Origin of the sequence: Acidiphilium acidophilum, from assembly GCF_033842475.1 — a bacterium.
In the GTDB taxonomy this organism is placed as follows: Bacteria; Pseudomonadota; Alphaproteobacteria; order Acetobacterales; family Acetobacteraceae; genus Acidiphilium; species Acidiphilium acidophilum.
The window spans coordinates 43608-69854 of the sequence record NZ_JAWXYB010000002.1; the positions used below are offsets into that span (position 1 = coordinate 43608).

The following is a 26247-nucleotide window of genomic DNA, read 5'->3' on the forward strand; positions in this document are numbered from 1 at the left end:
GATCAGTACCCGAGGGTAGGGAGGACGTTTCGGGGGCTTGCGTCTTAGATCTCGGCTGCTTCTTGCACGAGGATGCTTCACCATTAGTTGAGCCTTAGCGTGCGAAGGATCGGCACCCCACCATATCGTCCCGCTAGATAACCGCGCTCGAGCGCCTCGCCCTTCCGCGGGGAGAAATCGGACAGCGGATACAGATGCGATGCCTGATCCTCGTCCTTTTCAGCAAACCAGATTTGATCACGGCGCAACAGCTCGCCGTCGAGCAAAGAGGTGTCGTGCGTCGTGAAGATCAGCTGCGCGCCTTTTTGATTCAGGTCTGGGTTTTGAAACATTCCGATCAGTTGACGCACCAGCAGTGCGTGAAGGCTTCGGTCGAGTTCATCGACGATTAGTACTTGGCCGCGTTCGAGGATTTCAAAGACTGGGCCAGCGAGAGCAAAAAGCTTTTGCGTACCCTCGGACTCATCGTGAAAATCAAACTCTGCTGAACCGGAATTCGCTTTGTGTTCGAAAGTTGGTACAGTAATCTCTCGTGGCTCCGCCGGAAGGGGCTCAAACTGACCCGTTGCTAAGTCGACTTTCATGGTGCCCATGAAGCCTTGCCGCTTTATGAGCCGGATATCAGCGATGCCGGTGTCTGCTGCCGACAGAAATTCACGCACGCTATCGGCCTTGTTTCGCGCAATGTGGGAAATCGTATAGTCCGGGACGGGGCCGCTTCCGTTCTCGAAGATCACCAGTCCGTTAGTCAAGAAGGCGAATACGGGGCGCAACTGCTCGCTGTTCAGTTGCACGGCGGTCGACAGGAACAGCGCGTTCTCGCGCGTGGCTTCGCACCATACACCCTTGGCGCCAAGCAGCTGAGCGCTGAACTTGTAATCGTACTTCTGAGTGTGCTGATCGAAATTGCGATCATACCACGTCGCGGGTTGCGTCGATTTGTAGACGATAAGCCATTCGCTCAGAATCTTGTGCGGCGTGAGCCTGAAGCCAAACTGGTAGCGAACATCGTCCAGTAGGAACGTGATTTCGTACTCAATAGGTTGCTCCGTGGCGACAGGATCGAGGCGGAAGGGTTGGACGTTAATCGGCTGGCCTGCCTGCAAAGTCGCTGAATCTTTCACTATGCCGCGTAGGAGTTGCATTGCGCGCACGAGGTTGGATTTGCCGCCAGCATTGGGTCCGTAGATACCGGCCGTGCGCACCAGCCGGGGCACCGACTTGTTCCCCGTAGCCATGACAGCGGTTTCTTCGTTGGTCTTGTCGCGTGAGGCCACGAGATTGAGAATCGCCTCGTCTCGAAAGGACCGGAAATTCTTGACTCGAAACTCAACCAGCACAGCCATGCTCCTATTTTATATGGCGTTTATGCATAATATTCGCGAAAAGTCCATCGAATTAGCCAGTCAGGACGATTTGTCAGCTTTGCACGGCAGTTTCCGTCCGGTTTTTCAGGCGAATTCTGCGCTACACGTTAGGCTTTCAAGGCTCCGCTCTTGAGCGCCCAAGTCTGACGACGGGCGCCTGCAAACATCTTCTGGGTGCAGAGAGGCTGCCCGTCGTCAGACTTGGGACGGAGCTATGAAAATACGAAATTGACCGGCGCCGATTTCCAACAGAAGGCGTTGAATGTCCGGTTCGGGGATCCCGTGATTAGCAGCCAAGCGCCCGTATCGGGCCGATTGCGGATGTCGCATAACTTAGGAGTTGCGCGACAAGAAATTGTTTTGGTTTCACGCCCCCTCCCCTCCCCCGCCATATGATCGCTTTATGACGAAATCAGCTTTGATGAGGTTGAGCGAATCAGGCTGTAGGGCGCTGGCGACTACCCAAAAACCTTTCTGGGGCGCCCGCCTTTAGCGCCGTTAGTCCGGGCTGCGGCCGCCTTAGCGGGGCTTTTCGCTTTACCGGCCTGGCGTGCCATGAATGCTTTGGTGCCGAGCAGGCCGGCCAGTAGGCCGGGAACCGACAGATCCGCATCAAGGGCTTCCCAATGCAGGCCGTAGCCGGCGCCGAGAATCTCGACTTGGGCCAGCTGGTCGTCCGTCGCTGCTTCCAGTCCCTGGGCAAGATGTGGCGGGAAGGTAAAAGTGCAGCCGTTTTGCAGATCAACGACGACGCGGCCAAGCTTTCGATTATAGCGAACCGCTGTTGCCCGCGGCTCATTCAGGTGCGCGATCTTGCCGCGTTCCGTGGCGGCATCGATCTGGGCGTCATTCAGTTCAACCATGGATATCCTCCCATCGAGCCAGAAGCAGCGCTTGCTGCTCAAGAACAATCCGCATGGCGCGGCGGACCTCAGCGCGGGTCATACCTTCCGTCCAGACCAATTCAGGTGTGCCATCAACACCGAGGAGATTGATCTTGGCATGACCGTCACCAAAGACATGCACATGGGCCGGTTGGTGATCATCGATAAAGATAATTACGCGTAGGCCGAGAGCGCGAAATACAGTGACCATGCGACCTTATAACCCATCATGATAGGTTTTTAAAGGTATTTTACGTCAAGATTAAAAAAACTTGAAAGAACATTCTTTTAATATTAAAAGAAGGCTCCTCCAATTCTTTAATAAGGGGCTTTTATGATCCTTACGGTAGGCAACACTAAGGGCGGGGTTGGTAAGACGACGTTAGCCGTCCAAATCGCGATAGCCCGTTCTCTCCTTGGCCGAGATGTGTGGTTAATTGACGGCGACCGGCAAGGCACAGCCGCAGCAGCTATTGCCGCTCGTGTGGAGGCCGGACGAAAGCCCGGCATTGCTTGCGCTCAATATTGTGACGGACCTGGTCTGCGTGGGCAGGTACAGCAGCAGCGTGACAAGTGGGATGACATCATTATTGACGCCGGAGGTCGGGACAGCACCGCACTTCGGGCGGCGCTAATTCTCAGTGATGTTCTTCTCGTACCTTTTGCTCCACGCTCCTATGATGTTTGGGCCTTAGAAGACATGGCCGCTCTCGTGGACGAGGCCAGGAGTGTTCGGGACAATCTCCGTGCGATGGCTATTTTGAATCTAGCAGACCCCGGCGAAACCTCGTCAGATAATGCGGATGCTGCAGCGGCGGTCGCGGATGTACCGCAGTTTCAGTACCTCAACGCTCCGATCCGACGGCGGAAAGCCTTCAGCAATGCCGGCGGGGCCGGTTTGGCCGTTATGGAAATGTTGCCGCGCGATCCTAAAGCCTGTGCTGAGCTAGATAATCTATGCTCATTGCTTTTTAATATTAAAACAATAGCCTAATAGGAGCCAAATAGATGTCAATACAACGTAAACCGAAGTCTCAAACTGAGGCCCAGCAAGACGCTTTCATAGCGGCCGCCCCAGATGGTGGGCATAGCCAAACCCCCGTTACAGCCGTGTACGAGAAGGGCATAGCCAAGGGCCATAAGCGTCAGATTTCTTTAACGATCGCTCCAGACATGCTGCGTCGAGTGGATGATGTTGCCAAGCGCACCGGCCAGGCCCGTGCTGCCGTCATTAACATGGCTTTGTATCGTGCGCTTGAAGGCGACATCTTTAAGTGATTTGAGTTTGTTTTTAATATTGGTTTAATATTAATATAGACCCATTATCAAGGAATTCTCATGGCTGGGATCGAGCGAGCCCTTAAAAAATTAGAAAAGAGAGTTAAGGTGAGTGAGGCCAAAAAAACGGTCTTGATCCCTGAACGGTATCCCCAGCTCGATCTGTTCATGACGGCAGGTATCACGGCTATCCCAAAGGACGAGATGGCCAGCATGGAGCATCCGATTTTTGCCGTCGAAGACGGCGATACGCGGGAACTCAAATATGAGCATAACGGTGATGTAATTGAGATCATTCCCAGTGTCCGGGGGAGGGCCACCCAGCACGACAAAGATGTAATCCTATTTTGTGTCTCAAAGCTGGTCGCCGGGATCAACAAAGGAATGACGCCCGCTAGAACAGTTGAAATCACGGCCAGAGAGCTATTGCTGTTCACCAACAGTGATACGAATGCCAGAAGCTACACCTTGCTCGCGGCAGCACTGGACAGGCTTGCCGGCACTCGCATGAAGACGACGTTAAAAACCGGCCGACCTGGCAAGGGAGGGAGTAAATGGTTTGGCCTAATTGATGGGGCAGAAACAGTTACCAAAGGGCCAGGTGACCGAATGGAATCCATACGAATAACCCTTTCAGAATGGACCTATAACGCTGTGCTCTCGTTGGAAGTCTTAACGATACCACGTGAGTATTTTCGGCTTAGGAAGCCAATTGCAAAGCGGATTTATGAGTTGGCCCGCAAACACTGCGGAGACCAAGGGCGCTGGAAGGTCAGCCTTGATTTGCTGCAAAAGAAGGTTGGGAGTCGAGCCCTGTTACGGAAGTTCAGGGCGGCCGTAATCGTGATCGCAGAGGAGGGGCCGCTCCTCGACTATCACATGAAGTACCTACCGGCTGAGGACGCTGTTGTTTTTTACAGCCAAAACGAGGCTGGGACGCGGGCAATCACTACCGACCTGGAAAAGGAAAGAGGTGGCGCTGTGGGCGAAAGGAAACGTCGGCCACGGGCTAAACGAACTTTACGGTAGCAAGATTCGGTACTCTAGGGACGTTTATTGTCTAAGCTATTGAAATACTTTATATTTTTTTATCGTAGGTAGGCACAACATACTGGTTTGACCTCCAAAATCGATCGATTGTTGGTGGGTAACTGGGTATCGGGGGGAGTTGAAGGAAAACAAATGTTTCCGGAAACATTTTATATCTCGCCGCTACCGGTAACGGCGACTTAAAAGCGAATCTGTGGATAAGTCCGCAGGGGATTCGGGACTCTAGGGACGTTTGGTTCGGTACTCTAGGGACGTTGGTTCGGTACTCTAGGGACGCAGAGGTTCGGTACTCTAGGGACGCAGACTCGGATTTTCCTGTTATTTTTCAAGCAGCTATAAAAGCCTAACAACGCGCGCGCGTTTTAACTATTTTAACAGATTCTTTTAACGCATCAGCGGCTGTGGATAAGTGTTCACAACGAGCGGGACAAAAGCATACCCTGGCGATGCCTTGGCAGCGGCGCTGGCGCGCATGGGCCAAGCGCTGACCGCAAGGCAAGCCGGCAGTTTATCCGGCGTCTCAGCCTGAGCAAGAAACCACCCCAGAGTTATATTTCTCCTATGACCAGATAAAATCTTTCCCTTTTCAGCACTTCATGCAGACACGCCCTATGGGCGTGAAGTGGTAGTCTCGCGCGCTTCGCGCGTCACCAGCAGCCGGGCCACGCCAGACTGCCCGCATAGCGGGCCGCGTAGCGCGGCTTCCGCTCCGCGCTCGCTCTGGCGTTCACCGGTATGGGGGTGGCACCATCTCAAGATGCTCAGGGGGAAGAAGGTCTCGGGAAGCTCACCGTTTCGGGTTAGCCTCGCCTGGGGTCCATCCCGGCAAAGGTACGTATCGCGACATAGGGTTCAACGGAGGGGCGTTTCGCAAACGAGGGAATGAGTAACATGCCCTTTCATGCCTGTTTCCAAGCCAAAATGCGCTTCATAAGCCATCTCAAAATCAAAATTTAGCAAACCTAGTGCCGTTTAGTTTTGGAACGGCGCGGCTCTGAATTTCTTAATTATCTAAATAATTTAAGGGGTTATCGGAAATCCTATGTCGCGATACGTACCTTTGCCGGGACGAACCCTGTGCCCGAGAGGCTGGTTGTTAGAGATTGGCGGTGCCGAGCTGTTCGAAGATTTCTTGTTGTATGATTTTGAGGCGCTGTCGAACCATGATGTTGAGTGGTTCACCGGTGCTTGGGCGCGGCGATCCAGCCAGGCCCTGGCTGAAGGTCATCTGTTCTTTGCGTAAATCCTGGATCGTGAGGATAAATATTTCGCTGCGATTTGGAAGTGAGACGATCCCCCGAATCTGGTCTTTCACCTCGGCGTAGATATTCAGATCGGTGAATGGCTGGCCGTTTGGTTGGACTTGGGCCTGATATTCATTCAGCCAGACGACGGCCTGGGCGCCGGCGGGTAGATGTTTCATGATCTGGCGGAAGCCGTTCAGGGTTTCCGCCAGCATATCCCCCGCGATGGGGATGTGCACAAAAACCGTCTTGCCGGCGGCTTGCAGCGTTTCGATGGCGCGGGATTGTACGAAGTAGCTCATCAGGGGCAAGAAGATGGTCGAGCCGGTATCGACCAGACAGCTGATTTGGGGTTCGGCCAAGGTGGCGGTTAACGCCTCGCAGTCCGGTGTGCCATCGGATCGAAGACCCAGGCCAATAGGGTCCAACGCCTTATAACCGCCGAGGCTCCGATTGACGGGATCGGCATCGATGCACCTGAGGCTGGAGCACCGCTCACTCAGGTAATCAGCCAGGAGAAGAGCGATGAGCGATTTTCCAGTTCCGCCTTTCCCCTGGAGGATCAGATGGATTTCATTCTGGCGGCTTGTTGCAGGCGGGTTGAAAGAGGGTGTCGTGGTCGGGGTGATCGAGGGAGAAGATGAGGCCGTCTGCGGGCTGGTGTTTGGGTTCATGCGGCTGATCTGATCCCTTCAATTGATCGGTGGCGGGCGATGCCGCGGCATGATTCGACGAGGCAGTGGCCGATTGCAAGCCCGGCGCTGAAGAAGAGGCGGGCTCGGGCAACTGATTGCGTTCCTTTGGGGGGTACCAGCGATCGAGGGTGGATTCGAGATTTCCAAAGTCGATGAATTTTCTGGTTTTAATCTCAGTTGGAGATCCGGACGTGATCATTTGTCCACTTGATGGTGTCGGGCTGGGTTGTGCCTGTGCCGGGGGTGGCTTGGCGGTCTGACCACTAGCGGGTGCGAGACTTTTCCCTCCAAGTGTGCGCTCGCCGCGAGATCCGGAATTGGTGACTTCGCATGAGACCAAGTCGGCGAAATGTCTGTAGCCGATAAGGGGGGGTGACTGATCCCCGAAGTGATTTTGCCAGATCATTTTGATTGTGGCGCCGGCTTCGATTTCCGCGGCCACTTTTTCCCGGACGGAGCGGAACGCCATGCGGGCGGTTCCGCGCGGCCTAGCTTTGCTTTCTACCATGAACGCAAGGTAGCAACGTCACCGTTCCGCAACAAGCGCATTTTATCTCATTTAATCAGACTAAGGCGCTCAAGGACGCAATAAGTCACATTTAGCCGCACGAAAGCGCGTTCAAGCCGACGATCCCATGAAATGAGGTTGAATGAGGCATGATGCGTCTTGTTGCGGTTGATACACTTAGTATAAAGAAGGCAAGATGTTCATTTGCGATGCAAATGCGGAGGGTTATAGTGCCGCGTGAGGGGGCGGGGTGGTGCTTACTCGCCTGTGGCTCGACGCAAGCGGAGGGGGAGTGCCCGGCGCGTTTTTGTGAGTGGAGAGGAAACGCCAATGGAAGCCGACAACGAGGCCGAGACCGATAGTTCCGCCGAAGCGGGCACGGCTTCTCCGGCGGATTCCATGGGGCGCCGCCCTCGCCGTGTGAGACGCCCGCGGGCGTCGCGGGAGAGCCGGAGCGTGCAGCTGGCGGTGCGTTACACGCCAAGCGAATGGGAGCAGATCGAGGCGCGGGCGGAGGCGGCCGGTCTTGGCGTCACGGATTACGTCCGTGTGGCGGCGGTGCATGCCTTGATCAATTCGACGGTGGAGAAGGCGGCGATCGTGGCGCTGGAGCGCCAGGGCGCGGTGCTGCGCGGGTTACTGGAGCCGCTGGAGCTGATCCGTTCCCAGCTCTCCCGTGGTTCTGAACTATCGCCACTGACGGTGGAGCGTGTTGTTGCGGAAATCCGGCAGGGTCTGGCCGGGCTGAGCGAGGCGGTGAAGCGGCTATGATTGTGCGCCGGGTGCCGCCGAAGGTGACGCGGGCGAGCGGGTTCCAGCAGTTGGCCCGGTATGTGACGGCGGCGATGGTGCCGGGGCAGGGAGAGGCTGGGCGAGCTGGCGCTGGCGCAGAAATTGGTGCCGATGGCCGACGCGGCTCGCAAGGGGTGCGCCGACTTGGCGCCTATCTCGGTGACCAGGTTCGGCATGGCGACCGGGTGGCATGGATCCGAATCACGAATTGCGCGCTGGCGGATGATCTGGAGGTGGCGATCAAGGTGATGGATGCCACCCAGGGGATAAACAGGCGGGTGAAGGCGGACGCGAATTATCATCTGGTGGTGGCGTTCCCGCCGGGGGAGCGCCCGGAGCGGCAACAGATCGAGGCGATTGAGGACCGGCTTGTGGCTGGTCTGGGATTATCGGCGCATCAGCGGATATCAGCGCTGCATGGGGACAAGGAGCATCTGCACCTGCATGTGGCGATCAATCTAATCCATCCGGAGACGTTCAAAGCCGCGCATTTATTCCGGGACCATGAGCGCCTGGCTGCGATGGCGGCCGAGCTGGAGGTTGAGCATGGGCTGACCCGGACAAATCACGGCTTGCCGGAGCCTGGGCGGGCGCGGGTGCCGGATGCAGCGGTGGCGATGCGGGCGCATACAGGCGAAGAGCCGTTCATCGACTGGGTGAAACGGGTTGCCGGTCCTGACCTGCTTGAAGCCGGACGCAATGATCGGGGCGGTTGGGCAGTGCTGCATGAGGCGGCCGCCCGGCATGGTCTGGACATCCGCCCGCGCGGGGCGGGGCTGGTGATCGGCAAGCGCGGCGAGCCGGCGTTGATGATGCGGGCGAGCGATCTCGACCGATCGATGAGTTTCAGGAAGCTGACCGACCGGCTTGGCGTGTATCAGCCGGCAGGCGCAACGGTGGCGGCGGTTGTGCCGGAGAGCATCTATGAGCGGACGGTGCGGCCAGAGCATCGAGGCGAGCCTGGTCTATGGGATCGTTATGTTGTTGAGCGGGATGGCGGTCGGGCGGGCCGGGGCGCGGCGCTGGCGGCACAGATTGCGGCGGAGCGGGCATATCGGGCGAGAATTGCCGCGCACTACGCCGCGAAATTCGGTGAGATTAAACGGCTGAAGGTCACCATCGGGATCGATCCACGGATCCGCTATGACGCGCTGAAACGTGAGCAGCGCGCGTTGCTGGATCGGCATCGGCGGGAGAGCATGACGGCGCGGGAGCGGATCCGGACAGAGCATCCCCCGGCACCAGGTTGGCCGGACTGGTTGCGCCGTGAAGCGGAGAGTGGGGATCGGGCCGCGCTCGAAGCCTTGCGGCAAACAGCTGAACGGCAGGGGCGCCAGGAACGGGTTGGCGCCTCGATGATCCGGGTGCCTGAGCGTTCGGTCGAGCCGAGACCAACCCTTGGGGTGAAAGCCAAAGTGGGGCGGAACGGGGATCGGACCTGGCGCATGGAGGATGGCGGTACGGTTCTGGATACGAAGGAGGGGGTGGCGTTGTTGACGCCATCCCCGCAGGCGGCGCGTCTGACGCTCGATCTGGCGCATCGCCGGGCCAATGGTGCGCCGCTTGAGATCGGCGGGGATGATCGGTTCCGGTCAAGTCTTCTGGAAGCGTCGGTCACGAACCGGATGGAGATCAGGTTCGTCGATCCGGTGCTGGAGGCCGAGCGGGACCAGCGGATCCGGGCGATCGACGAGGCGGAGGGGTGGACGGCGCCGGAAAAGCGGGCCAGCACCATCATGATGTTCACTGCGCATCGGAACGCCTGGCCGGAACCGGGCGATATGTGTTTTTATCGAGGGCTGGAGCCTAGCGATACGGGCGAGGCGCAGTTTGTTGGCACCATGCGGCTACGTGGTGCGGATATCGCCCTCTGGCAGCAGGGTTACCTTATGATGGTCCAGGACATCAGCGAACATATGATGCCGCTGGCCCGCACTTTGGTGGAGGGTCAGGCGGTTGATCTGGCCGATGTACATCGGGCTGCGGCACGGGAGGCGGAGCTTTCCGTCGAAGCTATCGGCGCGGTTGGCGTAGGGCCAGAGGCGGAGCGGGGCCGGGAGGCCGAGCCAGAGCGCGATCTTGGGTTCGAGATGGACTGAAGGAGGCGGGTCAGATGGAACCGTCGGTAAGAACGGCCTGCGATGGCGAAGCCATGCCTATCTACCGAGATATGTCGTCGGCGATGATGCTAAGGATTTCAAGTGGCAGCATGGCATGCATCCGCGATTGCATATGCGGCAGCTTCAGCGTGTTCTCTGGAAAAACCAGCTTTTTCGCGCAGTCCAAGCGCAAGTTTCAAGGTATCAAATGACGGGCCGCTACTGGTGCCGTTGGCTGCACGATAACACCGAACCGCATCGGCGAGGACGTTTGTCATTCCTTCGGCCTGTGTTTGGGGCAAGCCAGCCTTATTGCGCAGGGCAAGAGCAAGCTTCAACGTATCGAATGGAACTGTGATCACCTCATTGTTTTTGTACATACCTTCTCCCACGGGGAAATCTTCATCATCAAGATTTATGTGCCAGCCTGAATTAAGGCAAAACACCTCGACGGCGGGTTCCCGATTTTCCTCTATGATCTGGTCATCTGCTTTTATCCATCGGAGGAAGCCATGTTCATCAGCTATCTGGAGCGGGAATACCTTAATGATGGTGCGATGCGTTACCGGCAGCGCATCCCGGGGTTGGTCCGTTGGATCAATCTGATGAGTCTGCTGACTGCCCAGTTCGTGGCAACCATGCTTTCCGACACTGTGGGAGCAGACAAGGAGCCGCTTCCAAAAATGAGAAGATGTCGGATTTTTGCGGTCACTGTTTTGCTGGTCACCTTCATGTGTCTTGCGGCGGGCTCCCACCAGGCTCTGGCGGCGCCGCTGCCGCTGCAAATCGCGCATCCCGATGTTCCGCTCGGCGGCAAGCCCAACCGCTTCGACTATGAGACAGTCGATCCGCGGCATCGGCTGCTCTTCGTCGCCCATCTCGGCTCAGGCGTGGTGACGGTGTTTGACCTGCGCACCAACCGCGTCATCACCAACATCAAGGGCGTTCCGGCGGTGCATGGCGTGCTCGCGGTGCCTTCGCTGGACGAGGTCTTCGCCTCAGCGACCGGGCAGAACCGGCTCGACGTCATTTCCGAGAAAACCTTCCACGTCATCGCCCATGCGCCGGCAGGGGTCTATCCGGACGGCATGACCTACGCGCCGCCCGAGCATGAGCTGTTGATCTCGGACGAAGCTGGGAAAACCGAAACTGTCGTTGATACCCGCAACAACAAGCGGATGGCGACGATCGCCATGGGCGGCGAAGTCGGCAATTCGCAATATGATCCGGTAACCGGCTTCGTCTTCGTCGATGTGCAGACGCGCGACGAGATCGTCAGCATCGACCCGAAGACCAACCGGATAATCTATCGCTACCGTCTGCCTGCGATCTGCAAGGACGACCACAGCTTGCTCCTGGACGCGCCGGCACGGCTTGCCTTCGTCGCCTGCGACGATAACGCCAAGCTGCTTGTGCTCGACATGCGGACGATGCACGTCCTGTCTGTCTACAAGACCGGAAGCGGCCCCGATGTCCTGGCATTCGATGCCGCCTTGCGGCGGCTCTATGTCGCCTCCGAAAGCGGCGTCGTCGCTATCTTCCAGCTTCAAGGGAACGGCTTGCATCTACTGGGCCGAAGCTATCTTGCCTATGAAGCGCATTCCGTCGCGGTCGATCCGCGGACGCACTGGGCCTATTTTCCATTGCAGGATGTCGGCGGCATGGGCGTCATGCGTATCATGGCGCCAGCCCTATAAGGGCATCCAGTCGTGCAACCACATCCGAAGCCGCGAGATTCATTCTGATTGGAAATCCGGCACACCGGATCCCAGCAACCTGACTCCATGCCCCGAAATGGCATTATCTTCGCAATTATCCGGACTAAAACATGATAGCCCACCTCATTCATAATATTGTAGTCTTTGCTCGGACGCATACCCTACTTGCTTATGGCCTGGCATTTCTCTTGACCGGAACAGAAGCGTTTCCCGTTTTTGGCGCGCTGGTTCCTGGCACAGCTGTAATTATCGCGCTGGGTGCATTGGTTCCCGGCGGTGCCTTGCGGTTCTGGCCTCTGGTCGCCTTTGCAACAGCCGGCGCAATCGCGGGCGATGGCCTCTCCTATTGGCTCGGACATCATTATAAAGAGGGGGCTGTCACACGCTGGCCGCTCCGTCGCTATCCAAAGCTGATCAAACAAGGCGATGCTTTTTTCGAAAAACACGGCGGCAAGGCCATCTTGATTGCCCGTTTTACGCCGGGCGTCCGAGCCGTTGTACCTCTCGTCGCTGGAATCACGGGCATGGCGGCGGCCAGATTCTACGCGCTGAACATCCTATCGGCGCTCTTATGGGCACCCGCCCACGTTGTCATGGGTGTCATGGTTGGCGCCTCGTTGACAATCCTGGGTGCGGTAGCCGGGCGGATTGAGGCGCTCTTCCTTGTTTTCTTTGTCATTGTGGGCCTAGTCGTCTGGCTTACGCCTCGCACAATCCGATGGTTAACGAAATTAATGCCCCGGTTTCGTGGCCCTCTCATGACATGGGCTGGTTCTCGGGATACGCGATTCCGGCGCCAGATCGCTTCTCTGCTCGATCCAACCAGGACTGAGCTTCCTGGCCTAGCCGTACTTGGTGCACTGCTAATTGGGAGCCTCTGGCTGCTGATTGGTGTTCTGCAGGATCTGATTGCGGGAGACCCTCTGGTTGAGGCTGACCGCGCTGTCCTCCATCTGCTCCTTTCGTTGCGGGTAGATTGGGCCACGCAATGCGCTGTTGCGGTAAGCGAGCTTGGAAGCGGCATTGTGATCCTGCCCGTCGCCGGCCTCGCCTTGCTCTGGCTGGACCGGCAACATGCTTGGCGTGCATTGGCCTATGGCATCGTATCCGTGATAGGTGCGATCCTGTTCTCAGCGGGCCTCGATCTCGCTCTGAAACGACCGCAGCCGATGTACAGCCAGCCAGGTTGGAGATTGAGCAACCTGATGTCTGGAAAATAGGGCGAGCGGGGGTCAGGCATCCTGGTAGTCCCACTTGATGTAGCCCTTGGTGTCGGCGGCCCATTTTTCATCGATTTCGACGAGGACGGCGCTGACGAGGCGTTCGAGGGAGGCTTCGTTGGGGAAGACCCTGATTTTGGTGGTGCGGCGTTTGAGTTCCTGCTGGATGCCGCGTTCCATGGGGTTGGAAGTGCGAAGCCGGCGCTGGTGGGGTTCTGGCAGTGTGAAGACGGTGAGGCCTTCGGGGATATTTCGTTCGAGCCAATCGGCGAGCTTTGGTGCGGTGTCGCGATAGGCATTGACGAGGGTTATGAGAGCGATCTGGGCAGCGGCGAGGGAATTTGCGTTCCAGACGGTCCGGAGTTCTGCGCCGATGCGTTTGCGGATGGCGTGGTTGGGGGCGTGGTGGATGGCGTTTTGGGCGAGGTGGAACTGGCATCGTTGCCAGTGTGCGGCGCCGAAGACGGCGCGGCGTGCGGCGTGCAATCCGGCATGGTCATCGGAGACGATGAATTCGACGCCTCGCAGGCCACGCTGATGGAGGCTTTCGAGGAAGGCACGCCAATGGACTTCGGCCTCGGAAAGGGCGACCGAGACGCCGAGGACACGGCGGCGTTCATCGGGTCCGATGCCGATGGCCGAGAGCACGGCGGCATCGCGGACGACGCCATTATCGCGCATTTTTTCATATCTGGCGTCGAGGATGAGGTAGCGGATCTCGGCGAGGGGTCGGGTGCGCCAGGCGGCGAGTTCGTCATCGAGCAGCTTGCTGGCGCGGCTGACCTGAGCGGAGGAGAGGCTTTCGATGCCGAATTCGCGCATGACGGCCTCGACGTCGCGGGTGGAGACGCCTTTGATGTACATTTCGGCGACGGCGACCATGACGGCGCGGACCGAGCGTCGGCCGCGTTCGAGGGACTGTGGGTAGAAGGGTTCGCCCACGTGACCGGCGGTTTTGGGGACATCGACGGTGATCGACCCGGCCGGGGTATCGATCCGCTTGGGCTTGTAGCCATTGGCGTAACCCTGACGATCGGGGTTGCGCTCGTAGTGACTGGCGTGGAGGAAGCGTTCGCGCTCGATCTGCATGGCGAGTTCGAAGGTCCTGGCAAATACCGTGGCGATATCGCCTGCGCCGTTTTCGATCAGATGTTCCAAAAGTGCCTCGATAATCGTATCCTTTTTGGCGTCCATTCATCGGTCTCCATGTTGGTGTGAACAACTGCATGGAATACCAGAATGAACAGCCCTTGCCGGGGCATGCCCCGGCAAGGGCACCAACTCCCAACCCAAAATGAATTTCCAGACGTCAGGTTACACCACCCGTCGCGATTGAGCAACCTGATGTCTGGAAAATAGGGCGAGCGGGGGTCAGGCATCCTGGTAGTCCCACTTGATGTAGCCCTTGGTGTCGGCGGCCCATTTTTCATCGATTTCGACGAGGACGGCGCTGACGAGGCGTTCGAGGGAGGCTTCGTTGGGGAAGACCCTGATTTTGGTGGTGCGGCGTTTGAGTTCCTGCTGGATGCCGCGTTCCATGGGGTTGGAAGTGCGAAGCCGGCGCTGGTGGGGTTCTGGCAGTGTGAAGACGGTGAGGCCTTCGGGGATATTTCGTTCGAGCCAATCGGCGAGCTTTGGTGCGGTGTCGCGATAGGCATTGACGAGGGTTGTGAGAGCGATCTGGGCAGCGGCGAGGGAATTTGCGTTCCAGACGGTCCGGAGTTCTGCGCCGATGCGTTTGCGGATGGCGTGGTTGGGGGCGTGGTGGATGGCGTTTTGGGCGAGGTGGAACTGGCATCGTTGCCAGTGTGCGGCGCCGAAGACGGCGCGGCGTGCGGCGTGCAATCCGGCATGGTCATCGGAGACGATGAATTCGACGCCTCGCAGGCCACGCTGATGGAGGCTTTCGAGGAAGGCACGCCAATGGACTTCGGCCTCGGAAAGGGCGACCGAGACGCCGAGGACACGGCGGCGTTCATCGGGTCCGATGCCGATGGCCGAGAGCACGGCGGCATCGCGGACGACGCCATTATCGCGCATTTTTTCATATCTGGCGTCGAGGATGAGGTAGCGGATCTCGGCGAGGGGTCGGGTGCGCCAGGCGGCGAGTTCGTCATCGAGCAGCTTGCTGGCGCGGCTGACCTGAGCGGAGGAGAGGCTTTCGATGCCGAATTCGCGCATGACGGCCTCGACGTCGCGGGTGGAGACGCCTTTGATGTACATTTCGGCGACGGCGACCATGACGGCGCGGACCGAGCGTCGGCCGCGTTCGAGGGACTGTGGGTAGAAGGGTTCGCCCACGTGACCGGCGGTTTTGGGGACATCGACGGTGATCGACCCGGCCGGGGTATCGATCCGCTTGGGCTTGTAGCCATTGGCGTAACCCTGACGATCGGGGTTGCGCTCGTAGTGACTGGCGTGGAGGAAGCGTTCGCGCTCGATCTGCATGGCGAGTTCGAAGGTCCTGGCAAATACCGTGGCGATATCGCCTGCGCCGTTTTCGATCAGATGTTCCAAAAGTGCCTCGATAATCGTATCCTTTTTGGCGTCCATTCATCGGTCTCCATGTTGGTGTGAACAACTGCATGGAATACCAGAATGAACAGCCCTTGCCGGGGCATGCCCCGGCAAGGGCACCAACTCCCAACCCAAAATGAATTTCCAGACGTCAGGTTACACCACCAGGTTGGAGCCTATTTCCGTTTCCAGGCGGGCATCTCGCGGTCGTCGCGGCGTTGTTCGGCTTCCTTACGGTCTTGATGTGCCGCGAGCTAAGCATGAGGTGTCGCATTGGTGTTGCGATGGCAACGGCGCTTTTTATTTCTGCACTTACTTTTTCCCGGCTCTATCTGGGGGCGGAGTTCCTGTCCACGGCTTTAGAAGGTTTGGCCTTTGGATTCGCGTGGTCGGCCCTCCTGAGTCTGACCTATCTGGCGCGGCAGGCGGAAACCGTTCGTCCAGTCGGCCTGGGAGTCATCACTGCGCTGGGTTTTATGTTGGCGGGCGGCGCCCATATCGCGTCCGCACATCGATCCGATATGCAACGCTATGCTCTCAAGATCCAGACGCAGACAATGTCGGCCGCTGATTGGGGGCAAAGCGGCTGGGCCACCCTGCCCACGCGCAGATTGGCCCTGTTTGGCGAGTTTGACCAGCCATTTACGGTCCAATGGCCGGGTGGGGTTGCCGTCCTGAAGGCGGCGCTTCTGGCTCATGGCTGGAGGCAGCCCGTCAACTGGACGGCTCGCTCGGTGCTGGAGTTCCTGTCGCCCCGCCTGGACCTCACGTCTCTTCCCGTGCTGCCTCGTCTCGATAGCGGCCGATCCGAAAGATTGGTGATGATCAAGGCCGCCGGTGGAATTCCTAAGGATGAGCGCCTGGTGTTTCGCCTCTGGAGGTCCGATGTACAGGTTTCGAGGCATGATGGGAGTTTGACCCCGCTGTGGATCGGGACCATCACCGCCGAGCGCACGGAACGAATGTTTTCATTATTGAACATACCCGAAGACAGCCGGAATATGAATACTCCCTTGCGCCGCCTTGCCTCTGACATTCCGTGTTCCCGGGTCGTGCGCCGGATGAAGACGGGAGACTCATCGTTTTGGGATGGCTCCGTCCTGCTTGGGCCGTTCAAGCCCTGTGGCGTCCTGAAGCCGGTGAAATCACCGCTGTGACCGGCAGAGGTAGACGTTTCTCGCAAGGCGACGCTTATCTATGCCGCCCGGCGCATGGAACACATCGTTGGAGGTAGATCCAAAAGCTGGTGCCAGCCAATCCGGCCGTTTGACCAATTTGAGCCGGTTAGGCGGCTCGATAGTCATGCGGATGACTGCTTGGTACGCGGGCACCAGCTTTCTGCTGATTCTGATCGCCACCAGCTTCCTGTACTGGACGATCGCTGCCAATCTGGAAGCTGAGGACCAGCGTGTCATAAGCAACACGACAACCAATCTCGAATATCTACTTCATGCTTCAGTGAACCTGAACGCAGCCAAGCAAATGCTTGCCACTCCATCAGAGTCATTGCCGCGGCCACAACTGATCTGGATTCGGGTCATTGCGTCGAATGGGCAAACGCAGATGGAGACGAGGGGAATGGACAAGATCCTGCCGGTCTCGGATTTCCCGCCGCTGATGGGGATTCAGCCGCACCATGATGTCATCCGCACGATCCAGACGCGGACGTCTCAGACCAGCATGGGACAGCTTTTCCAAACCGTGAGCGGTCGCGTAAACGACGCGAATGGCGCGGGCAGAATGTTCCAGGTGGCGATTGACAGGACTGATGAGCAACGTCTTCTGATCCGCTACCGCGAGCGGCTGCTGTTGGTGCTGACCACCTCTCTCGCCCTCTGCTCGGCGATCGGTTATGTAATTGCCCGAAGCGGGATGCGGCCCGTCGAGCGCATCATCAGGACCGCCCAGACGATCCGCTCCTCCACGCTGCACGAACGTATCGATCTTGTTGGACTTCCTGCGGAGTTGCGGTCCCTGGCCGACACCGTCAACGGCATGCTGGACCGGCTTGAAGAATCCTTTGTGCAGATATCGCGATTCTCGGCCGATGTTGCCCACGAATTGCGGACACCGGTTAATAATCTGCGGGGCGAGATCGAGGTAGCTCTGGGTAAGGATCGTCCCCCAGAGGAATACCGGGACGTGCTGGGCTCGGCTCTGGAGGAATGCGCCCGCATCAGCCGGGTGATCCAGAGTCTGCTGTTCCTTGCTCGCGCCGAAACCGCGGGAGAGAGGCCGCATCTTGAGCAACTGGATCTGAAGGCCGAGATCGTATCAGTTTTGGAATTCTACGAACCCGCAGCTGCCGAGGCCGGCGTCACTGTTTCAGAGGAAACACCGGATGATCTTGTTGCCGCGTTTGACCGCACGCTGTTCCAACAAGCCGTCGGTAACCTTGTGGCCAATGCAATTGCTCACACGCCGAGCGGTGGCCATGTGAAGCTGCAGTCACGGCGCGAAGGCTTATCGCTGCACATCCGGGTGGTCGACACCGGACGCGGCATAGCGCCGGAGCATTTACCTTACGTCTTCAACCGGTTCTACCGAGCTGATCGAGCCCGCTCCAGCACCAGCGGGAATTTCGGCTTGGGTCTCGCGGTGGTGAGAAGCATCGCCGCACTTCACGGTGGGCGGGTGGAAATTGAGAGCGAGGTTGGTCGAGGGACCAGGGTTGTCCTGGTGACACCGTTGGTGTCATCTCCGGCCAATTTATCACGCCCATCGTCACCGGTATAAAGTCCAGGCCCGCTATCGGGCCGAATTAGCCGTCAATATCACCAAAACGTGATCGATTCTGACGAAACCGACAGGTCCGCGTTCGGGAAATGTCAGACTAGGCAGGTAAACGCCTTCGACATGGCTCCACTTGCATCACAAGGCTGATGACTCTCTCGAATTTCAAAAGACTGTCCGGCCTTGCGCTGCTTCTACCGGGGCTGCTGGCTGGCTGCGCGCGGTACACGGCACGCCCAATCAACCCGGCGGCGCGTGCGGCGGTGCTGTCCGCGCGCCGGTTAAATGACCCGAAGCTGCTGCGGTTTTTGGCGGCGATGGGACATCCCGCTCAGGAGCTGGATGATCGGCGTTGGGGTATTGATACGCTTACCCTGGTCGCGGTGTATGAACGGCCCGATCTCAGCATCGCTGATGCGAATTATGCTTTAGCGAAAGGCGGACTGACCACAGCGGCGGCAATCCCGAACCCGGTTCTGGGGCTCAGCCCAACCTATAACACGGCGGCTGGTCTACCATCGCCAATTAAAATTGGACCGATCGTGACGTTCCTGATCACCAGCTTTGGGGCGCGTCCGGCCAGCATCGCGGCGGCACGGGCGGACATCGCCGCATCGCGCGAAGCGGTCCTCACGGCGGCGTGGCAGGAGCGGACACGGGTACGCAACGCCCTGCTGGCGGTGTGGCAGGCGCGGGCGCAAGCAAGGCTGGCCCGGCAATCGGCGCAATACGCCGAAGCGGGCCTCACCGTGCTGTCCCAGCGTTATTCCGCCGGCATGGTTTCAATTAGCGCTCTAATTCTACAGCGGCTGACCGCTGAACAGGCTCAATTTGCGGCAACCGAGGCAGTTCGCCGCGAGCGCTTGGCACGAGCTGGTCTTGCCACGGCAATTGGACTCCCAAACGCGGCGCTCCATGGAATCAAGCTCGACCTTTCGGCATTCGATCACGTTCAAAAGCCGGTTAATCTTGACGTTCTGGCACGGCAGGCGCTGGTCAATCGACCGACGGTGCTAGCTGCCTTAGAGCGCTACGTCGCGGCCCAGGATCGGCTTAAAGTCGCGATCGACAATCAGTATCCGGCATTCAATATTGGTCCTGGATATAATTATGATCAAGGGCAGAATAAATTCATTCTGGCGCTCTCTCTACCGCTGCCGATCTTCAACCAGAATCAAGGACCAATTGCGGTGGCGCGGGCACAGCGGCATCTGGCGGCGGCACAGTTCGATCAGGTGCAGCAAAGGGTGCTCAGCGGCATCGACACTGCCCGCACTGACTGGCGGGCGAGCCGCGACGTAACGGAAGCGGCGGAACGCGCCGCGGACAGCGCGAAACGGAGCGAGGCATCGGCCCTGAGCGATTTCCGGGCGGGCGCGACCGGGCGGGTGCGCCTGCTCGGCGCGGAACAGACAGCGATCCTCGCGCGGCAGAATGCCCTTGCCGCACAAATTCAGGCGCGCGTTGCCCTGGGTCATCTGGAAGACGCGCTGCATCACGTATTTTTCAGGAGCGCATCATGATGCGTCGGGTCTTGTTGAGTCTTTCCGTTCTTCTCGTATCCCAGTGCGCTCAGGCGCAAGCCGTCGATGCTGATGCCGATGCCAAAGCAGCCTTCATCAAGGTCGATCCCGCCGCTCAGCAGGCGAGCGGGATCGAGGTGCAAAAACTTGCCGCTGTTGTCTTCACGCCAAGTCGTGCCGCGTATGGTGTTGTGCTTGATCCTGGTCCGCTGATCGCGTTACGCAGCCAGATTGTCTCAGCGCAGGTAGCGCGTCGATACGCCGCGCAGTCGCTCTCGCGCGCTCAGTTGCTCTACCGTACCAGCCACAATATTGCGATGGCGGCGCTGCAAGGCGCCGAAGCCCAATATGCGACGGCAAATGCCAACGAACTCGCGCTCACCGCCAAAGCGCGTACCGATTGGGGCGCAGCGCTCAGCACGCTTCTGGTCAGAGGCGGCCAGTTCATTCAGGCGCTGAGCGACGGCAAAGCCTCGCTGATCGAGGCCGCCGTCACCGGCAGGTATCTCGATCCTCCAACCTCGGCCTCGGGGCGTGTTTCGGGCGGCGCCCGCATCACCTTGCGGCTGATTGGGGTCGCCTCTCATGTGCCTTCCGGTCTCGTCGGCCAGGGTTTCTATTACGCGGGACCAGCGGATTTATCCTCCGGCCTGCCGCTTTCCCTGATGCTTCCTGAAGGATCGGCACAAGCGGGCGTTGCCGTTCCGCCGAAGGCGATCCTCTATCTCCAGGGTCATAAATCGGTCTTTCGCGAGGTGGCGCCCAGCCGCTTCACCATGGTGCAGATTTCCAACGTCTTGCCGATGCGCCAGCCGGGCGATGCGTCCCGCTATTTTGTTGGCAAGGGCCTGCATTCCGGAGATCAGGTTGTCGTCGAAGGCGCTGGCGTCCTGTTATCCGCGGCTCACGCCGCTCCGGCTCCTGCAGACACAGACTGAACGTATAAAATGCTTCAAGCCATCGTCCAAGCCAGTCTGCGCCACCGGATCATCGTCGCCATATTGGTCACGGTTTTCGTTATCTTCGCCGCATTGCGCCTGCCTACCGCTCAATACGGCGTATTTCCGGAGTTTGTTCCGCCGACGGTGACGATCCAGACGCAAGCGCCTGGTCTTGATCCCCAGCAGGTCGAGGCGCTGGTGACCGACCGGCTGGAACTGGCTCTCGGTGGCCTGCCGGGACTGGCCAAAACTCAATCGCAATCCCAGGCCGGGGTGTCGGTGGTGAATGTCGTGTTTCACGGTGGCACCGATATCTACCGGGACCGTGAACTGGTCACCGGGGCGGTTGCAAGTGTCGGCGGTGGCCTTCCGTCCGGCGTGACCCCGGTGATCACGCCGCTGCAATCTTCGACCGGAACAGTGATGTTCCTCGGAATTAAATCCAATCGCCTGTCGCTGATGAAACTGACGGCGCTGGTGCAAAGCACCATCCGCCCAGCGCTGCTGGCGGTTCCCGGTGTTGCTCAGGTCGTTGCCTTCGGCTCGACGCCGGAACAACTGATGATCGAGGCCAAGCCCGACCGGCTGATCGCGGCCCAGTTAGGGCTGAACAGCGTTGCCGGCGGCGCACGATATGCCAGCACGGCGCTCGGTGCCGGTTGGATCAATACCGGCAATCAGCAATTAATTCTGGAACCGCATGGCCAGACGGTGAGCACTACCGATCTCGCCGCAAGCGTAATTGCATATAAAAACAGCATTCCGGTCACATTGGGCGACATCGCCCGAATCCGCCGCGGCCCGCCGCCGCGCTTTGGTGCGGCACTTGTCAACGGCAAACCAGGAATCGATCTGGTCATCGGCACGCTGTACGGCGCCAATACCTTGACCGTAACGAACGGGCTGCACGAGGCGCTGGCGCATCTGGCGCCGACGCTGCGCGACCAGGGTGTAAAGGTGGTGTACGCTCTTCAGGTTTCGAGCTTCATCCATTCCGCGCTCCATCAGGTCGCCCTCGATCTCGCGATCGGCGCGGTCCTGATCGTGGTGGTGCTGTTCCTTTCCCTCGGCAACTGGCGTGTCGCACTGATCTCATTCCTGTCGATCCCGGTTTCACTGCTTGCGGCAACCGAGATACTGCGCGGGCTCGGCATCACGCTGAACGTGATGGCGCTGGCAGGACTGGCGATCGCGCTGGGCGCTGTCGTGGATGACGCGGTGGTCGATGTCGAGAACATCTTCCGCCGGCTGCGGGAAAACCGCAGCCGCAAGAACCCGGAACCGGCCCTGGCAGTCATCTTGCATGCCTCGGTCGAGGTGCGCAGCTCGATCATCTATGCTACTCTGTCGGTTGCGATCATATTCATCCCGATCCTGCTGCTCGGTGGCGTCGCCGGACGTCTGTTCGCGCCGCTCGGCATTGCTTATATCGCGGCTATTTTGTCCTCGCTCGCCGTCGCCCTCACGCTGACCCCGGCGCTCGCCGCGCTGCTGCTCGCCCGCGTAGGCGTAAGCGAAAAAGAGCCAGCGCCAATCCGTGTGGCGCGCGGCTTCTATGGCCGCGTCCTTGGTCAGGTGAATCGCCGCTTCAGGCTGTTCATGATTGTCGTCGTGCTGCTGTTTTTCGGCATGGCGGCCACCGTGCCGCTGCTTGGGGTGAGTTATCTGCCGCAATTCAACGCCCGCCAGGTGCTGATGCATTACCAGACCGCGCCGGGCACCTCGATTGATACCATGCTGGCAATCGGCAAGCAGGTCGCGGCCAAGCTGGCTCGGGAGAAGTCGGTCGAGGCGGCGGTTGTGCATATCGGACGGGCGAATCTGAGCAACGGCCATCCGGGAACGAACAAGGCCGAAATTGAAATGTCGTTCAGCCGGAACGTGAGCAATGTCGCGGCGGCGTCAAAACATCTGCTGACCGTTGTGCGTGGTGTGCCAGGAACGCGATTCTGGATCGACACGTTCCTCGCCGAGCGTATTCATGAAGGCCTGTCCGGATTTACCGCGCCGCTGATCGTGACCGTCTATGGGCCACATATGAAAGGACTAGGTCAGGATGCCGAACGGATCGCTAAAATTTTGCGCGGTATCAAGGGCAGTGGCGCGGTTACCCTCGAAGCGCCACCCAACACGCCGACCATCGCGATCCGCGCGCGCCGCGCCGCGATGCGGCAATACGGGGTGACGGCGCATGCGCTGCTGCAAACCATTGCCGCCGCCTATACCGGTGAAACGGTAGGTCAGGTCTATCGCGGCGTGCGGATCGTGCCAATCGTTCTCACGCTGCCGGCGCAATGGCGGCACGATCCGAATTCGCTCACAAATCTCCCAATCGCGACCACGAACGGCAGCATCGTGCCGCTCGGCGAAGTCGCAACGATCAGCGAAACCGCATCGCCGCAACTTATTTTGCACGATGATGGACGGCGGGTTCAGGTTATTTCGGTGGCCATCGCGGCGGGCCATACCGGCGGGTATCTGACGGCGGCGAAACATGCGCTGACCGGTTTCCATTTTCAGCAGGGCGACTACGTCACCTTCGGCGGCACCGCCGTATCGGGCAGCACCGCGCGAATGCGGCTGCTGGGCTATGGCGGCATTGCCTTGATTGCGATTCTCTGTCTGCTGGGGATCGCGCTTGGACGCGGCCGCGCAGTAACGCTGCTCGCGCTCGGGCTGCCTTTCGCGCTGATCGGCGGCATCGCGGCATACTGGATGACTGGGATTGGCACGGTTTCCCTCGGCGTGATGGTGGGCTTCGTGACCTTATTCGGCATCGCCTTGCGCAATGGGCTGCTGCTGATGATGCATTATGGGCGGCTGGTGCATGACCACGGCCAGCCCTGGAACGCGGAGACCGTGCGCCAGGGGGCGATGGACCGGCTACCGGCCATCCTGCTCACCGCGACTGTCACCGCGCTGGGCCTGCTGCCGCTGGCACTCAGTGCCGGCAGCACCGGCGACGAAATCGAGGGGCCGATGGCGATCGTCATTCTTGGCGGACTGATCAGCGCGACAATTCTTACGCTACTGCTGCTACCCAGCCTAGCCGCGCGCTTTGTTCGGTTCGATACTGACGTAGAAGAATAACCGGCGCACCCCCTGTTCTGCGGAGCCAACCTGCATGGGCAAGATGAGGCCGCATAAAGTGCAGGACGCGACAAAAGAGGCCGGCGCGGGCTGGGCCTTCGGCCTGCACACCGCGCTTGATCAGACTGGCGGCATGTCGGGCCCCCTGCTGGTTGCGCTGCTTCTGGCAGTTGGGGATGGCTACCGGCACAGCTTCGCGATGCTGATCGTGCCGGCGCTGATCTCGCTTGCGCTGTTGGTCACGGCGCGCCGGCTTTATCCCAATCCACGCAAACTTGAACTGCGCATCATCCGAACCGAGCTTGCCACGTGGCCAGGCTTCGGAAGAGCGTTCCGGATTTATACCATCGCTGCCGCTCTGGTCGCTGCGGGCTTCGCCGATTTTGCGCTGGTCGGCTTCCACTTCGCGCGCGCTCATATTGTGCCAGTGCCCTGGATTCCGGTGCTTTATGCCGCCGCAATGGCCGCCGAGGGCATAACTTCGCTGGCGCTTGGCAGGCTGCTGGACCGGTTCGGGCCGCGCGTCGCGGTCCTCGGGATCACTCTGGCCGCCCTGGCATCGTCCCTCCTGTTCCTGGGCAGCATTACTGCGGCGGCGGCCGGCGTCGTGCTCTAGGGCGTGGGCATGGCAACGCAGGATACGCTTCTCCATGCCATACTGAGCGATCTGGTGCTGCCGCGCCTCGGTACGAAATTCCTGCATTTCGCACCGAAGCCAGATGATGGCATCCAATGATGGTGATCAACCATCCCGCTGTCAGGACTGAATAATATGAAAATCTTGGTCGTTGAGGACGAGAATAAAACAGCCGCCTTTCTTAAAAAGGGTCTGGAAGAAAATGGGTTTGCCGCTGATCTCGCCAATGACGGCGTGACCGGCGCCGCTCTCGCGCGTCAAGGGGCGTATGATCTAATCATCCTGGATGTTATGCTGCCGGGGCAAGACGGGTGGTCGGTGCTCAAGGATCTGCGGCAGCGACAGAATCATGTTCCTGTTTTATTTTTAACTGCACGCGACGCGGTGCCGGACCGGGTTCATGGGCTTGAACTGGGCGCCGATGACTACATCGTCAAACCCTTCGCCTTTTCGGAGCTGCTGGCGCGCATCAGGACCATCCTCCGACGCGGCGCTGTGCGCCAGGCTGCAACAATGCAAGTGGCGGATTTGGAAATCGACGTACAGGGCCACCGGGCCACGCGCTGCGGCCAGCCCCTTGATCTGACGCCGAAAGAATTCCTACTCCTGTCGCTGCTTGCCCGACGCGTCGGGCAAGCGATTTCCCGCACCGTCATCGCCGAACAAGTCTGGGATATAAATTTCGACAGCGGCGCCAATATCGTTGATGTCCATATACATCGCCTCCGTGCCAAAGTGGACGATTCTTTCAAGGTCAAGCTCATCCACACGGTCAGAGGCATCGGCTATGTGCTTGAAGACCGCTCTAAAGGATGAGTACGCGAGGTTATGGAGCGGTTTGCACCGGTTCGGCAATCGATGCTCATGCGACCTCTACCGTCGTCGGTGACGGCACGACAACAACAGCGAGGCTCTATGGGACACCTGAACGATCTTCTTTTTCTTTTGATCAACGCTGGAGCGCATCCGCCTGAATTCCTGCTCTCCGCTGCTCTGTTTTTGGCGACGTGGCTGGTGCCGTTGGCCATCCTGGTCTTCGTGCTGCTCTGGATTCGCAAAGGCAGACCAGACCGTATCGGGCTGATTTCTGCTACCATTACCATGTTGATCGCCCTTGGCGTCAACCAGATCATCGGGCTGTTCTATTTCCACCCGCGTCCGTTCATGATCGGGCTCGGGCATCAATATCTGCCCCATCCGCCCGACAATTCATTCCCCAGCGACCATGCCACCTTTCTCTGGAGCCTCGGCTTTGCCCTGCTGGCGCTCGGCGCGCTCCGGGCCTGGGCGGCCCTATTGGTAATGGCTGGCTTCGCCGTCGCTTGGGCTCGGGTCTATGTCGGCGTGCATTTCCCCTTTGAGGGGTTGTTTGCGGGAGGGGGCGAAATCCTACGCTAAGCCGAGAACGCGCTTCCCATAGTCCCTGAGTTCGCCCTTCGGTCCGACATATCGGTAGAGAGTGACGCGCTCGATCCCGAGTTCCTTGCACAGATCGGAAACGGAAGTGTCGCGCTGGGCCATGGCGGCTTGGGCGAGGCGCACCTGTGCTCTGGTCAGGGCGAATTTTCGTCCGCCCTTTCGTCCGCGCGCTCTGGCAGCGGCGAGACCGGCCATGGTCCGTTCGCGGATCAGGTCACGCTCGAACTCGGCCAGGGTGGCGAAGATACCGAACACCATGCGCCCGGATGCGGTCGTGGTGTCGATCTGAGCGCCCTTTCCGGTCAGCACACGCAGGCCGATCTTGCGGTCTGACAGATCCTTCACGGTGTTGACCAGGTGGGCGAGCGAGCGCCCGAGGCGATCGAGCTTCCAGATCACCAGCACATCGTCGGAGCGCAAGGATTTCAGGCAGGCGGCCAGACCAGGCCGATCATCATGGCTGCCGGAAGCGCGATCCTCATAGATGTTGTTCAGCTCAACGCCGGCGGCACGCAGGGCGTCGTGCTGCAGG

General features: G+C 59.2%; 24 protein-coding genes. 15 read left to right on the plus strand and 9 right to left on the minus strand.

Going from position 1 to position 26247, the window contains the following annotated elements; all coding sequences use genetic code 11:
- Positions 1-83: 83 nt before the first annotated feature.
- The 3 genes from SIL87_RS01160 to SIL87_RS01170 form a co-directional block, all read right to left on the minus strand.
- A complete protein-coding gene (locus tag SIL87_RS01160) occupies positions 84-1346 on the minus strand; it encodes an AAA family ATPase (RefSeq protein WP_319612461.1) in 1263 nt (420 codons plus the stop codon).
- A 479-nt stretch (positions 1347-1825) separates the two neighbouring features.
- The gene (locus tag SIL87_RS01165; RefSeq protein ID WP_319612462.1) at positions 1826-2230 is read right to left on the minus strand and encodes a DUF2442 domain-containing protein; all 405 of its coding nucleotides are present in this window, start codon (positions 2228-2230) and stop codon (positions 1826-1828) included.
- Positions 2223-2462 carry a DUF4160 domain-containing protein gene (locus SIL87_RS01170; protein WP_319612463.1) on the minus strand — a complete coding sequence of 80 codons (240 nt, stop codon included), beginning with the start codon at positions 2460-2462 and terminating at the stop codon, positions 2223-2225. Before SIL87_RS01170 ends, SIL87_RS01165 begins: the two co-directional genes overlap by 8 nt.
- Positions 2463-2585: 123 nt before the next feature.
- Between SIL87_RS01170 and SIL87_RS01175 the strand changes: the two genes are divergently transcribed.
- Genes SIL87_RS01175 through SIL87_RS01185 form a run of 3 tightly spaced genes read left to right on the plus strand, consistent with a single transcriptional unit; the run spans position 2586 to position 4558 of the window.
- On the plus strand, positions 2586-3245 hold the full coding sequence (locus tag SIL87_RS01175; protein WP_319612464.1) for an AAA family ATPase: 660 nt from the start codon (positions 2586-2588) through the stop codon (positions 3243-3245).
- A 14-nt stretch (positions 3246-3259) separates the two neighbouring features.
- Positions 3260-3529: a CopG family transcriptional regulator gene (locus tag SIL87_RS01180; RefSeq protein ID WP_319612465.1), complete on the plus strand. Its 270-nt coding sequence runs from the start codon at positions 3260-3262 to the stop codon at positions 3527-3529.
- A 60-nt stretch (positions 3530-3589) separates the two neighbouring features.
- Positions 3590-4558 carry a replication initiator protein A gene (locus SIL87_RS01185; protein WP_319612466.1) on the plus strand — a complete coding sequence of 323 codons (969 nt, stop codon included), beginning with the start codon at positions 3590-3592 and terminating at the stop codon, positions 4556-4558.
- A 1117-nt stretch (positions 4559-5675) separates the two neighbouring features.
- On the opposite strand, the gene SIL87_RS01190 is transcribed toward SIL87_RS01185, so the two are convergent.
- Together SIL87_RS01190 and SIL87_RS01195 are read right to left on the minus strand one after the other, a co-directional pair.
- Positions 5676-6497: a P-loop NTPase family protein gene (locus SIL87_RS01190; protein WP_319612467.1), complete on the minus strand. Its 822-nt coding sequence runs from the start codon at positions 6495-6497 to the stop codon at positions 5676-5678.
- Entirely contained in the window at positions 6397-6987 is a 591-nt protein-coding gene (locus SIL87_RS01195; protein WP_319612468.1) for a hypothetical protein, read from the minus strand. Before SIL87_RS01195 ends, SIL87_RS01190 begins: the two co-directional genes overlap by 101 nt.
- A gap of 348 nt (positions 6988-7335) precedes the next feature.
- Between SIL87_RS01195 and SIL87_RS01200 the strand changes: the two genes are divergently transcribed.
- Positions 7336-7797, plus strand: a complete 462-nt coding sequence (locus SIL87_RS01200) for a plasmid mobilization protein (protein ID WP_319612469.1) — start codon at positions 7336-7338, stop codon at positions 7795-7797.
- Positions 7794-9917: a TraI/MobA(P) family conjugative relaxase gene (traI, locus tag SIL87_RS01205; protein ID WP_319612470.1), complete on the plus strand. Its 2124-nt coding sequence runs from the start codon at positions 7794-7796 to the stop codon at positions 9915-9917. Before SIL87_RS01200 ends, traI begins: the two co-directional genes overlap by 4 nt.
- 98 nt (positions 9918-10015) lie before the next feature.
- Here traI and SIL87_RS01210 read toward each other — a convergent pair whose 3' ends face one another.
- Positions 10016-10297: a hypothetical protein gene (locus SIL87_RS01210; RefSeq protein WP_319612471.1), complete on the minus strand. Its 282-nt coding sequence runs from the start codon at positions 10295-10297 to the stop codon at positions 10016-10018.
- Between the two features lie 132 nt (positions 10298-10429).
- On the opposite strand from SIL87_RS01210, the gene SIL87_RS01215 reads away from it, so the two are divergent.
- Together SIL87_RS01215 and SIL87_RS01220 are read left to right on the plus strand one after the other, a co-directional pair.
- A complete protein-coding gene (locus SIL87_RS01215) occupies positions 10430-11614 on the plus strand; it encodes a YncE family protein (RefSeq protein ID WP_319612472.1) in 1185 nt (394 codons plus the stop codon).
- A gap of 131 nt (positions 11615-11745) precedes the next feature.
- Entirely contained in the window at positions 11746-12855 is a 1110-nt protein-coding gene (locus SIL87_RS01220) for a VTT domain-containing protein (RefSeq protein ID WP_319612473.1), read from the plus strand.
- Positions 12856-12867: 12 nt separating this feature from the next.
- On the opposite strand, the gene SIL87_RS01225 is transcribed toward SIL87_RS01220, so the two are convergent.
- Positions 12868-14049, minus strand: a complete 1182-nt coding sequence (locus SIL87_RS01225; RefSeq protein WP_319612474.1) for an IS256 family transposase — start codon at positions 14047-14049, stop codon at positions 12868-12870.
- A gap of 177 nt (positions 14050-14226) precedes the next feature.
- The gene (locus SIL87_RS01230; protein WP_319612316.1) at positions 14227-15408 is read right to left on the minus strand and encodes an IS256 family transposase; all 1182 of its coding nucleotides are present in this window, start codon (positions 15406-15408) and stop codon (positions 14227-14229) included.
- A 104-nt stretch (positions 15409-15512) separates the two neighbouring features.
- On the opposite strand from SIL87_RS01230, the gene SIL87_RS01235 reads away from it, so the two are divergent.
- The 8 genes from SIL87_RS01235 (at position 15513) to SIL87_RS01270 (ending at position 25694) form a co-directional block, all read left to right on the plus strand.
- On the plus strand, positions 15513-16529 hold the full coding sequence (locus SIL87_RS01235; protein ID WP_405055200.1) for an LssY C-terminal domain-containing protein: 1017 nt from the start codon (positions 15513-15515) through the stop codon (positions 16527-16529).
- A 67-nt stretch (positions 16530-16596) separates the two neighbouring features.
- Positions 16597-18108, plus strand: a complete 1512-nt coding sequence (locus SIL87_RS01240) for a heavy metal sensor histidine kinase (protein WP_319612476.1) — start codon at positions 16597-16599, stop codon at positions 18106-18108.
- Between the two features lie 146 nt (positions 18109-18254).
- Complete coding sequence (locus tag SIL87_RS01245; RefSeq protein ID WP_319612477.1) at positions 18255-19628, plus strand: TolC family protein; 1374 nt, start codon at positions 18255-18257, stop codon at positions 19626-19628.
- Entirely contained in the window at positions 19625-20566 is a 942-nt protein-coding gene (locus SIL87_RS01250; protein WP_319612478.1) for an efflux RND transporter periplasmic adaptor subunit, read from the plus strand. Before SIL87_RS01245 ends, SIL87_RS01250 begins: the two co-directional genes overlap by 4 nt.
- Before the next feature lie 9 nt (positions 20567-20575).
- On the plus strand, positions 20576-23659 hold the full coding sequence (locus SIL87_RS01255) for an efflux RND transporter permease subunit (RefSeq protein ID WP_319612479.1): 3084 nt from the start codon (positions 20576-20578) through the stop codon (positions 23657-23659).
- Between the two features lie 34 nt (positions 23660-23693).
- The gene (locus SIL87_RS01260) at positions 23694-24275 is read left to right on the plus strand and encodes an MFS transporter (protein WP_319612480.1); all 582 of its coding nucleotides are present in this window, start codon (positions 23694-23696) and stop codon (positions 24273-24275) included.
- A gap of 156 nt (positions 24276-24431) precedes the next feature.
- Positions 24432-25112, plus strand: a complete 681-nt coding sequence (locus SIL87_RS01265; RefSeq protein ID WP_319612481.1) for a heavy metal response regulator transcription factor — start codon at positions 24432-24434, stop codon at positions 25110-25112.
- Positions 25113-25124: 12 nt separating this feature from the next.
- Complete coding sequence (locus SIL87_RS01270; protein WP_319612482.1) at positions 25125-25694, plus strand: undecaprenyl-diphosphatase; 570 nt, start codon at positions 25125-25127, stop codon at positions 25692-25694.
- Here the strand turns inward: SIL87_RS01270 and SIL87_RS01275 are convergent.
- A complete protein-coding gene (locus SIL87_RS01275; protein WP_319612483.1) occupies positions 25686-26246 on the minus strand; it encodes a recombinase family protein in 561 nt (186 codons plus the stop codon). The genes SIL87_RS01270 and SIL87_RS01275 overlap by 9 nt on opposite strands.
- Position 26247 lies beyond the last annotated feature (1 nt).

What these genes read in the sequence shown, in the direction of transcription:
- SIL87_RS01160 (WP_319612461.1), bottom strand. Translation starts at nt 1,346, where the DNA reads ATGGCTGTGCTGGTTGAGTTTCGAGTCAAGAATTTCCGGTCCTTTCGA.
- SIL87_RS01165 (WP_319612462.1), bottom strand. Translation starts at nt 2,230, where the DNA reads ATGGTTGAACTGAATGACGCCCAGATCGATGCCGCCACGGAACGCGGC.
- SIL87_RS01170 (WP_319612463.1), bottom strand. Translation starts at nt 2,462, where the DNA reads ATGGTCACTGTATTTCGCGCTCTCGGCCTACGCGTAATTATCTTTATC.
- SIL87_RS01175 (WP_319612464.1), top strand. Translation starts at nt 2,586, where the DNA reads ATGATCCTTACGGTAGGCAACACTAAGGGCGGGGTTGGTAAGACGACG.
- SIL87_RS01180 (WP_319612465.1), top strand. Translation starts at nt 3,260, where the DNA reads ATGTCAATACAACGTAAACCGAAGTCTCAAACTGAGGCCCAGCAAGAC.
- SIL87_RS01185 (WP_319612466.1), top strand. Translation starts at nt 3,590, where the DNA reads ATGGCTGGGATCGAGCGAGCCCTTAAAAAATTAGAAAAGAGAGTTAAG.
- SIL87_RS01190 (WP_319612467.1), bottom strand. Translation starts at nt 6,497, where the DNA reads ATGAACCCAAACACCAGCCCGCAGACGGCCTCATCTTCTCCCTCGATC.
- SIL87_RS01195 (WP_319612468.1), bottom strand. Translation starts at nt 6,987, where the DNA reads ATGGCGTTCCGCTCCGTCCGGGAAAAAGTGGCCGCGGAAATCGAAGCC.
- traI (WP_319612470.1), top strand. Translation starts at nt 7,794, where the DNA reads ATGATTGTGCGCCGGGTGCCGCCGAAGGTGACGCGGGCGAGCGGGTTC.
- SIL87_RS01210 (WP_319612471.1), bottom strand. Translation starts at nt 10,297, where the DNA reads ATGTACAAAAACAATGAGGTGATCACAGTTCCATTCGATACGTTGAAG.
- SIL87_RS01215 (WP_319612472.1), top strand. Translation starts at nt 10,430, where the DNA reads ATGTTCATCAGCTATCTGGAGCGGGAATACCTTAATGATGGTGCGATG.
- SIL87_RS01220 (WP_319612473.1), top strand. Translation starts at nt 11,746, where the DNA reads ATGATAGCCCACCTCATTCATAATATTGTAGTCTTTGCTCGGACGCAT.
- SIL87_RS01225 (WP_319612474.1), bottom strand. Translation starts at nt 14,049, where the DNA reads ATGGACGCCAAAAAGGATACGATTATCGAGGCACTTTTGGAACATCTG.
- SIL87_RS01230 (WP_319612316.1), bottom strand. Translation starts at nt 15,408, where the DNA reads ATGGACGCCAAAAAGGATACGATTATCGAGGCACTTTTGGAACATCTG.
- SIL87_RS01245 (WP_319612477.1), top strand. Translation starts at nt 18,255, where the DNA reads ATGACTCTCTCGAATTTCAAAAGACTGTCCGGCCTTGCGCTGCTTCTA.
- SIL87_RS01250 (WP_319612478.1), top strand. Translation starts at nt 19,625, where the DNA reads ATGATGCGTCGGGTCTTGTTGAGTCTTTCCGTTCTTCTCGTATCCCAG.
- SIL87_RS01255 (WP_319612479.1), top strand. Translation starts at nt 20,576, where the DNA reads ATGCTTCAAGCCATCGTCCAAGCCAGTCTGCGCCACCGGATCATCGTC.
- SIL87_RS01260 (WP_319612480.1), top strand. Translation starts at nt 23,694, where the DNA reads ATGGGCAAGATGAGGCCGCATAAAGTGCAGGACGCGACAAAAGAGGCC.
- SIL87_RS01265 (WP_319612481.1), top strand. Translation starts at nt 24,432, where the DNA reads ATGAAAATCTTGGTCGTTGAGGACGAGAATAAAACAGCCGCCTTTCTT.
- SIL87_RS01270 (WP_319612482.1), top strand. Translation starts at nt 25,125, where the DNA reads ATGGAGCGGTTTGCACCGGTTCGGCAATCGATGCTCATGCGACCTCTA.